Annotated in this window: 6 protein-coding genes and 1 tRNA gene; 6 read left to right on the top strand and 1 reads right to left on the bottom strand. The window is 39.4% G+C overall.

What is annotated here, in order from left to right:
• The 6 genes from AAEY68_RS16785 to AAEY68_RS16760 all read left to right on the top strand — a co-directional run bounded on the left by AAEY68_RS16785 (window position 1) and on the right by AAEY68_RS16760 (window position 8,941).
• Window positions 1-77: transfer RNA gene (locus AAEY68_RS16785), tRNA-Arg, on the top strand.
• 918 nt (window positions 78-995) lie between these two features.
• Window positions 996-2,171, top strand: coding sequence for an exo-beta-N-acetylmuramidase NamZ family protein (locus AAEY68_RS16780; RefSeq protein WP_024592808.1), 1,176 nt, complete (start codon window positions 996-998; stop codon window positions 2,169-2,171).
• A 9-nt stretch (window positions 2,172-2,180) separates the two neighbouring features.
• On the top strand, window positions 2,181-3,839 hold the full coding sequence (gene pbp4b / locus AAEY68_RS16775) for a penicillin binding protein PBP4B (RefSeq protein ID WP_024592807.1): 1,659 nt from the start codon (window positions 2,181-2,183) through the stop codon (window positions 3,837-3,839).
• 191 nt (window positions 3,840-4,030) lie between these two features.
• Entirely contained in the window at window positions 4,031-5,407 is a 1,377-nt protein-coding gene (locus AAEY68_RS16770; RefSeq protein ID WP_007583783.1) for a Na+/H+ antiporter NhaC family protein, read from the top strand.
• A gap of 252 nt (window positions 5,408-5,659) precedes the next feature.
• Complete coding sequence (locus tag AAEY68_RS16765) at window positions 5,660-7,402, top strand: potassium/proton antiporter (protein WP_024607631.1); 1,743 nt, start codon at window positions 5,660-5,662, stop codon at window positions 7,400-7,402.
• 591 nt (window positions 7,403-7,993) lie between these two features.
• Window positions 7,994-8,941, top strand: coding sequence for a hypothetical protein (locus AAEY68_RS16760; RefSeq protein ID WP_024592804.1), 948 nt, complete (start codon window positions 7,994-7,996; stop codon window positions 8,939-8,941).
• Window positions 8,942-9,553: 612 nt separating this feature from the next.
• Here AAEY68_RS16760 and AAEY68_RS16755 read toward each other — a convergent pair.
• The gene (locus AAEY68_RS16755) at window positions 9,554-10,777 is read right to left on the bottom strand and encodes a methyl-accepting chemotaxis protein (RefSeq protein ID WP_024592803.1); all 1,224 of its coding nucleotides are present in this window, start codon (window positions 10,775-10,777) and stop codon (window positions 9,554-9,556) included.
• Window positions 10,778-10,782 lie beyond the last annotated feature (5 nt).

Below are 10,782 nucleotides of genomic sequence, written 5' to 3'. Positions count from 1 at the left end.
GGGTGCATAGCTCAGCTGGATAGAGTACTCGGCTACGAACCGAGCGGTCGGAGGTTCGAATCCTCCTGCGCCCACCACTTTCATAAATAAGCCGACATTAAGTCGGTTTTTTTGTGCCTAAAATAAAGTGAAACGTAAACTACCACTCCTGTAGCCGCAGAGCTTGCTCGCGTGAGAAGCGCCAGCTTCTAATCACTTACCACCGATATAACTGATACTTTATTTACGAGCTTCGCTCGTCGCGTCAGCAAGCTGCACGCCTACAAGTAAAACCAGCCCTAATCTTTAAATCTAAACTCCGAGTTTATTCATTCGTTGTAGACGCTGAGCTTGCTCGCGTGAGAAGCGCCAGCTTCTAATTACTTACCACTGATATAACTGATACTTCATTTACGAGCTTCGCTCGTCGCGTCAGCAAGCTGCACGCCTACAAGTAAAACTAGCTCTAATATTTAAATCCACACCCTGAGTTTATTCATCCGTTGTAGACGCTGAGCTTGCTCGCGTGAGAAGCGACAGCTTCTATTCCCCCCTCAAAAATATAATTTATAAGATTTTATTTGTTGGCAACGCCAGAAATAAGTAATTTATTCACAAAGAGTTTAAGAGGCGCTGCGCTTTTAGAGGTAGTAATAAAGCTAAGCTAAACTAATAAACCCGGGCTTATGTCTTCTCATTTACTTTTCTTTGTGTAATAGATCTTTAAGTGGTTCATTGACCAAGAAATTAAATAACTAGAAGCGTTTAGCTCTAAGAAGGTTAAATACGGTCTTTAAGCTTAAAATGGGAGGTGGTATTTTCAAGTAAAATTAGCTCTAATCTTTAAATCTAAACTCCGAGTTTTATTTATCCGTTGTAGCCGCAGAGCTTGCTCGCGTGAGAAGCGCCAGCTTCTAATCACTGTATCTGCTCAAGCCCACTTAACCCTTTTCTAAAGCTGCTCTTTAATATTACCTATGTTATTTTAAACGCCTTGTTTAAAAGGATATTGCAGTATGTTTAAAACCCTATTTATTACGTTATTTTTTATTTTTAGCGCTATTTGTATTTCCAGCGCACAAGCCAACGAAGCTAATAACTCACTTATGGTAGGTGCGCAGCAATATGCTAAATATTTACCACAGTTAAAAAATAAACGCGTAGGGCTAGTAGTTAATCAAACATCAATGGTAGGGCAAACTCACTTAGTAGATGCGCTGCTGACTAAAAATATTAATATAACTAAAATTTTTGCACCTGAGCATGGCTTTCGCGGCGATCACGATGCGGGCGCGCATGTAAAAAATGCCGTTGATAGCAAAACCGGTATTCCGCTTATTTCTATTTACGGTAAAAATAAAAAACCAAGCCAAGCTGCTTTAGCTGATGTTGATGTCATTATTTTTGATATTCAGGATGTGGGAGTGCGCTTTTATACCTACATAAGCTCTATGCACTACATGATGGAAGCCGCTGCAGAGCAGGGGATAGAATTTTTAGTACTCGACAGACCCAATCCAAATATTGCCTACGTTGATGGGCCAATATTAGAGCCACAATTTAAATCGTTTGTAGGCATGCACCCAATTCCTGTGTTACACGGCATGACCGTTGGCGAACTTGCCAAAATGATCAAGGGCGAGGGCTGGATCAATAAAGCGCCCGATTTAAAATTAACCGTGATCCCTGTTGATCATTACACTCGCAAAAGTACTTACAGCTTGCCTGTAAAACCAAGCCCTAACTTACCTAACGATCAAGCCATTGCACTTTACCCATCACTTTGTTTTTTTGAAGCAACGCCTATCAGCATTGGTAGAGGCACCGACTTTGCATTTCAAGTAATTGGCTATTCGCCAGTTGCATTAGGTGATTTTAATTTTACACCGCGTGCAATTAAAGGGGCTGCTTTAAACCCTAAATTTAAAAACCAAACCGTACAAGGGCTCGATTTAAGACAAGCAAATATCACAGGCCTAAATTTAACTTACTTAATAAATGCGTACACGGAGCTTAGTAAAAGCAACATCTCGTTTTTTGAGCGCGCTGACTTTATGGATAAACTAGCGGGTACTAATAAATTGCGCTTAGCTATTGAAGCAGGGCAATCAGAGGCGCAAATAAAACAAAGTTGGCAGGCGGGGCTTGCGCAATTTAAAGCGCAAAGAGCGCCTTACTTGTTATATAAATAAGGGCTAAGCATGTTTATTGCTTTAAAAAATCAAAGGTGTAGTTATATAAAAAAAGCATTTATAGCGGCGTTAAGCTTTATTGTTGTGGGTTGTAGTACACCACCTGAGCCTATTAGCTCGGTGCTACCACTTACAAAGAGCCAACTTGTAGAGCTGCCTAATGCACAAGTGGTTGTAACGTTTCCTGAGGTAAATCCAAGTAGCCGGTTTTATGTAAATAACCGAGGAACGTTTAAAGCTTACAAAGGGCGCGGGCAATTATTAATACAAAACCACAACGCACAAAGCGCCGATATTTACATTAATAATCAAAAGCTCGACGTTAGCCAACTGAGCGGCAACACTCTATACAATTACAGCTTGGCAAAAAATACTCACAATGGTGTTAATACTTTTAAAGTTGAAAATATTCTCCCTGTTGGCGCAAGTTTAACGCTACGTTTTGCATTCCCTACTTTAAGCGATGAGCCCATAAAGCTCGTAGACTTTAGTGAAGTAGATGCATTAATTGAACGCGATGTAAAAGCAGGTTTTCCTGGGGCTGTGTTGGCTGTTGTTAAAAATGGTGAGCTAATAAAATTAACCGCCTATGGCGATGCAAAGCAATATCAGCAAAGTGATTTAATGCTACTTCGTCCAGAGCCCATGCAAACTAATACCTTGTTTGACTTAGCCTCAAACACCAAAATATTTGCCACCAACTTTGCACTTATGAAATTAGTAAGCGAAGGGCTGTTAAATATTAATAAACCCGTACAAAGCTACCTAAGCGAATATAAAGGTGAAGGGCGAGTACAACGTACAGTAAAAGAGTTACTCACTCACAGCGCCGGATACCCGCCAGTATTTGACTTTCACCGTAAAGATGGCAGCAATGGCGACGCGTTTTATTCGCAAAACAGTAAAACCACCAAACAGCTATTACTTACCAGCGTGCCTTTCAGTAGTAAATCATCTGGGCAGCATGTTTACTCAGATATTGATTACATGATTTTAGGTGTGCTAATTGAGCGCATTACAGGGCAGCCTCTTGACGAATACCTAGAGCAGCAAGTGTACGCGCCACTAAAATTAACTAACACGTTATTTAATCCACTTAAAAAAGGCTTTAAGCCGCAGCAATTTGCAGCCACTGAGCTTAGCGGCAACACGCGAGACGGGCGCATTAAGTTTGATAATGTTCGCACCACTGTTTTACAAGGCCAAGTGCATGATGAGCGTGCTTACTATTCTCTTGATGGCGTAGCAGGGCATGCTGGATTATTTAGTAATGCTCATGACTTAGCGGTGCTTTGCCAGCTATTACTAAATAATGGTGGCTACGGCGACCAACAATTATTTAGTGCAAGCGCCTTAGCGCAATTTTTAACGCCGCAATCAAGCGACGAAACCTACGGGCTTGGCTTTAGGCTTGCCGGTAACAACCAAGCAAGGCGTTGGCACTTTGGCCCTTATGCAAGCGCACAAGCTTATGGCCACACAGGTTGGACGGGTACAGTGACCGTAATTGACCCCGCTTACGACTTGGCTATTGTTTTACTTACCAATGCTCGCCATAGTGCAATTAAAGGCTCGCTAAAACGTTACGAATTTACAGGCAAACAATTTGAAACCGCACAGTACGGATCGGTGGTGTCGCTTATTTATGAAGCGTTACTAAATCAATAAGCTATCGTATAGGTTAAAACGTACTAACTGTGCCACCTTAAGTGATTTATTTACAGGTGACTTGAGTAAGCCAATCCATTAAGCTAAGCGGTCTATAAAACTAAGCCGGTTTATGTTGTTAGGCTTAACAAATAAGCGTTAAAACGCGTACAAAGCGAGGTTTACTCGCTAATAATTAAGGTTAACTTTTTATGCATTGGTATTCTATTTTACCGCCGCTAATTGCGATTGCTATCGTGTTTTGGCGAAAAGAAGTGATTATGGCGCTACTTGTTGCTGTTGCTTCTTCTGAGTTTTTACTCGCCTTTCAGGGCGAAGGTAATAGCTTGTTTGATACTTTTTTAAATACCATTGAACGTATTATTTCGGTTGCCAGCTCGCCAGGTAATACACGCATATTAATATTTAGTATTTTAATTGGTGCACTGCTTGCCTACATTCGCGAATCTGGCGGCGTTGCAGCAACTGTTAATATGCTAATGAACAAAGGCATTGCAAAAAGTAAGCGCCAAGTGGGCTTTTTAACCATGTTTACCGGCATTGCGGTGTTTATAGAATCTAACCTGAGCGTACTTACCTCGGGTATTTTATCGCGTGGCTTGTTCGACAAATTTAAAATGAGCCGAGCGCGTCTAGCTTACATTATTGACAGCACCAGTGCGCCAGTGTGTATTTTAATACTACTTAACGGCTGGGGCGCATTTGTACTTGGTTTGTTAGGTAACTACGAGCTAGGTGAGTCGGCTGTATCGGTATTGTGGGGCAGCGTTGGGTATAACTTTTACGCCATAATTACCCTTGTTATTGTTTTTTACACAATCGCGTTTGATAAAGTGCACGGTCCAATGAAAGAAGCCGAAGAAAAACTAGAGCTTCAAACAACCGACTTAAAAGATGAAATAAAAGCCTCTAAAGCGCGTTACATGTTAATCCCGCTTATTACGCTCATTACCAGCATGGTTGGCTTTATGTATTACACCGGTAATGGTGTGTTGGCAGAGGGTAGTGGCTCTAAATCAGTATTGTACGCAACGGTTTTAGCCATTGTTGTCGCTTACTTTTTAATGATTGGTTCTCGTAAATTTACGCACCATCAATTAGTTGATACCGGTTTTAAAGGTATGGGCGAATTAATGCCGCTAGTCGCTATTGTACTGCTTTCGCTTACACTTGGCGCAAGCTTAAAAGAGCTTGGTACTGGCGTATTTGTAGCGTCACTTGTTGGCGACTACTTACCTATTTACTTAATCGTACCTGTGCTGTTTTTAACCGGCGCTGTAATGTCGTTTACTACGGGTACATCGTGGGGTACGTTTGCTATATTAATCCCAATTGGTGTGCCACTTATTCAAGCGCTAGGTTTACCGCCATCGCTTGTTGTAGGTGCTATTTTGGGTGGTGGTATATTTGGCGATCATTGCTCGCCTATATCCGACACCAGCGCTGTATCGGCTATTGCATCGGGGTGTGACTTACTCACCCACGTTAAAACGCAGCTACCGTATGCCTTATTTGGTGGTGGCCTTACGTTTTTAGCGTACTTAGTAACAAGCATTATTGTTTTGTAAAATTTGATTATTTAAATACTCAAAAGCCTGCTTAGTCGCAGGCTTTTTTGTTTTCAAAATAAATAAAGCTAATTAATATAGAGCCAAGCAATACCAAACTCAAAGGCTCTATAACTATTAGAAAAACTATTTAATTATAGACTTAAGTACCCGTATTTATATTTTTTAGGTTATTGTATAGCATGAGCTTTAAGCTTTTTGATAGCTGGCAATTCTTACTTTTCAACTCATATAAGGCTGTAAATCCACACTATGTTTGCAATTGATAATATCATTCTCGTTAGTGCCATATTAATTTTACTAGGAGTGATCTCGAGCAAGTTATCTGCACGCGTTGGCTTACCTGTACTGGTGCTATTTTTACTTGTAGGTATGCTCGCAGGTGAAGACGGTATTGCAGGTATTTCATTCGACAACGCAGAGGCCGCACATGCTTTGGGTACTCTTGCGCTTGCCATTATTCTATTTGATGGCGGTTTACAAACGCCTACCAGTTCAATTAAACAAGTGTGGAAACCCGCGTCTGCTTTAGCAACCGTCGGGGTGTTATTTACTGCCGTAATTACAGGCCTTGTGGCCACTTATATTTTAGACCTGCCCATATTACAAGGTGTTTTACTGGGCGCCATTGTTGGCTCTACAGATGCCGCAGCAGTGTTTGCGCTTTTACGAAGTGCGGGCATTCACTTAAATAAAAAGCTTAAATCTACGCTTGAAATAGAAAGTGCCTCGAACGATCCAATGGCTATTTTTCTAACGGTTGGTTTGTTAGAAATGCTCGTTAACGACATGCCAATAGGGCTGGATTTACTACAGTTATTTGCTCAACAGATGGGTGTTGGCGCTATTTGTGGTCTTTTAATTGGTAAGGTATCGGTTTGGTTTATTAATCGAATTAAACTAAATGCATCGGGTTTGTATTTAGTGATGGTAACCGCATTTGGGTTGCTTTCTTTTGGCCTTTCTGCAACGCTCGGCGGCAGTGGATTTTTAGCTGTATTTATAACGGGTGTTATTTTAGGTAACAGCAAATTTGTATATAAACGCGGTATTTTTCTGTTTCATGACGGCTTAGCATGGCTTGGGCAAATAACCATGTTTGTTGTATTAGGACTTCTTATTAATCCGTCGTCATTGGTTGACGTATGGCTAGAAGGATTGCTTATTGCATTGGCACTCATTTTTGTTGCTCGCCCATTAGCGGTAGCGCCTATTTTAAAACTGTTTGGCTTTAATAATCGCGAAACCCTTTTTGTATCTTGGGTTGGTCTTAGAGGCTCAGTACCCATTATTTTAGCTATATTCCCATTATTATTTGGCCTTTCAGGGGCTGAACTTATTTTTAATGTTGTTTTTTTCGTGGTGTTAATTTCAGCCACGTTACAGGGCTCAACAATGCCTTGGATGGCTAAAAAACTAAATTTAGTAGAGCCGCCACCAGATCTCGCTGCTGCAACGCTCGAAATTACAGCGCTAAACGATATTGATATAGAAATTGTAGAATACACTTTAAGTGATGTTTCTCGGGTTTCTGGGCGCAGTTTGTCACATGCGGCACTTCCTGAGAGTGTAGTTGTTGCCATGATCACACGGGGCCCGTCAATCATACCGCCACGAGGTTCAACTAAGTTAAAAGCAAATGACCACTTATTTGTTGTTTTAAAACCAGATAACAGACCTTTTGTTGATTTAGTTTTTACAGCAACCGATAAAACAAACCATCAAGATAGCCACTTAGCGCACAACGAACTTAAAGTGAAAGGGGTAACGTTGGTAGGGGATATATTTTACTCTTATCACATGCAAATAGACGCCCCAGAAGAGATAAGCTTGGAAGAAGTGATCAACCAAAAGCTTTCAGGAGAAGTCAGTAAAGGCGATATTGTTGTTATTGGCAATGTGCAAATACGCGTTATAACCATGGTACATACACGCATAGTGACCATTGGTCTAAAGTATTTAAACAATCCAGAAAAACGACTTTTAAAGCAGTAATTATTTACAATAATTTATTTAGCGCTAGGCTCACGTTTATAGCTGACGTAGGTTGGGTTGAGTGGCACGAAACCCAACGAATCTCCAATACAATGAGCACACCCAAAACTAGTTATATGTAGTGTTTTTTAGGCGAACAGCTTGCTAGCGCGACGGGCGTTAGCTTGAAAAGTTAAATACAGCATAAAACCTTATTTAAGCATTTTCTTGCTTGTCGTCGATGCTAAAGAGAAGGGGGCTGAATCCTCTCAACGCGCCTGAGCATCACGCAATCCTATTTCTTCAAATTAATAGTTGTAAACGTAAACCAAATTTATTTGTCACACTTAAAAGGTAACTGCTTGTCACGCGTCAGCGCGCAATATTACTTATCCATTATTTATTGTTATGGTGTAATAACGAGGGAGTTACATGTAACGTTTTTAGTTTATAAAATAAAATCTAAACCGGTGCATTGGTATTTATTTTTTATTGAGCTTCCAAAAGTTTTTATAGCTTTAATAAATGGTACAAGAGACAAAAAATTAGTGCGTTGTAATTTTATTTATAAAGAAATATCATAGAAGATTAAAATATAAATGGATATTAGATATGACTTCTTTTTGGAAATCAGAAGATAAAATATTTTTACTTAAAGTCTTTTTTTTAGGCTTTATTGCAATTTTAGTTTCAAAGTTTATAAGTAGTTTTGAGCCTGATTCTTATAAGTTGTTAGTAGACATTTTAGCTTTGTTTTTTAAGGAATCTGGAGTTGCTATGATGATTGCAGCAGTTCTTGGTTATACAGTTGAGGCTATGAGCAGGGAGAAGCAAGCAAAAGAGCTAGCTGAGTTTAAACAAGAGATTAGTGAAGATGTTTTAAGTGCTGTTTTCAGAAAGATTATACCAGATTCGATTTTTATTGAAGTTAAGAGATCGGTATTAGACCAGACTTTGATCAAGAAAAACGCTTTTCTTTCATATGAACTATCTAAGCTAGAACCGCAACAAATATTAGATTATGGCTTGTCTAATGAAGAGGCTGAAGAAATTTTAGTTTGTGAAATAACGACTACTTATAGATTAAAAAACCTTAGCGATATTCCAATCACTAGTCATGAAGTTAGATGTGGTGTTTCATGCGACTTGAATGACAAATTAAGAGAGCATACCAGTATTTATGAGGCCAGAATTGATGATCAAGTACTTACTAAGGATGAACTCAATAAATATATATCTGAGGGCAAAGGGCAAGGGGTCAAAGAATTCAAAAAAAGTGTAAATATTGCTGGAACTAAAGAATTTACGGTGGCATTTTGTTCAAGAACATTTAAAAAATTGGGGGATACTGAAGTATGGACTACATTAATGCCAACAGAAAATATGGAACTTGAAGTTGGTTTCCCTTCTTGTTTAGAGGTTGGTGCAAAAGCTAATCATCCTAAAAGCCTAATTAATCACCCTAAAAACCCGAATGTTAATAGAGTTAAATATGAGCTAAAACATGGTGTGTTTCCGTATCAAGGTATAACTTTTTGGTGGCATAAAAAACATCAATAGTTTAAATGTTGTAAATATGAGCACAAGCGCGTAAAATTCGCGGTATAGATTGAATGTAAATAATCTGAATTTTTCCCTGCTATGGTTGTCTTATTAGATAGCCTTTGCTATAGATGTTATACACAACAGATGGAATGGAATATATATTATGAAAATTATACAAGATGTAGGTGTCTGGGACAGTCCCGTAGGTGTATGGGATTAAATTATTTTACAAAACCCGCTTTCGCGGGTTTTTTATTGTTAATATTAGAACTACAATTGAAGTGTGTAACTACGTACTATCAATCAAGCTTCCTTAGCACTAATTCACCCCAGCTCCCGCATGTTTTAATGCAATAATTTGCCCTTTGCCGTTATGTGCAATAGCGAGCATGTCGCCAGTATTTATCCCGGTCTCAACTGCGTGTTTTCCTTTTAAATCACTCAGTAGCGAGTGCTTTGTTTTTACAATTAGTTACCTACTTTCAATAGTATGCCGTATTTAATATAGTGTTTTAGCGTAATTTGACGGCGGGTAATTATAAGCATGGGGCTTATATTTACTAAATTCACTTTTAATTTTTAAACAAGAGAATAGGGCATTACGCCCTTTATACTGAAACTGAAACTCTAAATTTTAAAGCGTGTAACAAGGCTGCTAAGTTGAGCTGCAAATTGGGTTAGTTCATCGGTAGCAATGTTGATTTTTTCTGCCCCAGCGCCTGTTTGTTTCGATAGCTCTTTTATTTCTATTACTTGCTTACTAACATCTGTTGCCACTGCATTTTGCTCTTCAGTTGCGCATGCTATTTGCGAGTTCATATCAATAATTTGATGAACCGACTCTTTTATTTCGCCAAGGGCTTGTTGCACGTCAGTAGTTTGAGTGACTATGTTATTAGCTCGCTCTCGACCAACCATCATTGCTTCAACAGATGCTTTTGCTTGTGCTTGCGCCTTAGTGATTTTTTCTTCAATTTCGGCAGTCGATTTTTGAGTATTAGATGCCAATGTACGAACTTCTCCGGCAACAACCGAAAAGCCTCTTCCAAACTCCCCAGCTCGGGCGGCTTCAATTGCGGCATTTAATGCAAGTAAATTAGTTTGCTCTGAAATGCCTTTAATAACGCCAAGAATACCCGTAATGTCTTGTGTGCTTTGAGCTAGTTCGCTGATGATTGCAGATGCATTATGAAGATCGTCTGATAGTTTTGTTGCACCACTAAAAGATTGCTCTGCTTTTTCACTACCTTGGTCAACGAGTAAGCGTGCTGCTTCTGTTGCGCTAGCAGCTACGCTAGTGTTTTTAGCAACATCAGCTGCAGTTGCTTGCATTTGGTTAATGGCTGTAGCTACTTGCTCTGTTGCTAAGTCTTGTTCTGACACATTATTTTTTGTTTGGGTGGATATTAAAGCGAGTTCTTCAGCTGCTGTTGCTTGAGAGGTAGCTGAGTCGGAGATTTGTTGCATCATTATTTTAAGTTTTTCTACCATTAACTGCATTGCTGAATAAATACCAGTCGTCTGCTGTGTATTATCAAAGCGCATGCTCAAATCGCCCTCTGCAATTTTGTGGGTTAGTATTTCAATGTCTTTGGGTTCTCCACCAATTGGCTTTAAAATAGAAACCGAAATTTTCCATGTTAGTAATACCGCAATAACAACACCAATAAGTACTAATATTATTAAGTTGAATATGGCTGATTCGCCTTGAGTAATTGATTTGTTGGTAAACTCATTGGCTTTATTTGCTGCAAACTCTTCGAGTGAAAAAAGTTGTTTACTTAGGTTTTTAATATAGAGGGTTTCTTGTTTTGTGATTTTTGCAGCTTCGGCACGTTTATCTTCTTTCATTAATA

The organism is Pseudoalteromonas sp. RB2-MNA-CIBAN-0110, from assembly GCF_040309305.1.
Taxonomy (GTDB): domain Bacteria; phylum Pseudomonadota; class Gammaproteobacteria; order Enterobacterales; family Alteromonadaceae; genus Pseudoalteromonas; species Pseudoalteromonas arctica.
This window is presented reverse-complemented; position numbering and strand designations above follow the sequence as displayed.